Annotated in this window: 1 pseudogene; it reads left to right on the plus strand. The window is 60.4% G+C overall.

The annotated features are described in order from the left end of the window. Nucleotides 1-255: pseudogene (locus tag E0D98_RS28610) on the plus strand (conjugal transfer protein TraV); the annotation flags it as partial.

A 255-nucleotide genomic window follows, 5' to 3' on the forward strand; every position in this document is an offset into this window, starting at 1 on the left:
GATAACAACGGCCACCTGGCAGGTCAACGTGCCGGAGCGGCCTCCTTTTGATATACAGCATGTCATTCACTGGCTCCTGCCCTCGCCTCTCACGGCGCTGATGTCCGACAACACCTGGCTGTGGCCGAATAGCCCCGGCACACCGGCACTGACGGCGGGAGACTGGCCGGTAATGGAAACCGATACCCCGACGCTGAAACGCGTGAAGCGTCGTACCTTCACGCTCATCGATAACCGCAACCGTCAGGGATGGAT

Source organism: Escherichia sp. KCJ4928 (assembly GCF_004352695.1).
Taxonomy (GTDB): Bacteria; Pseudomonadota; Gammaproteobacteria; order Enterobacterales; family Enterobacteriaceae; genus ECMA0423.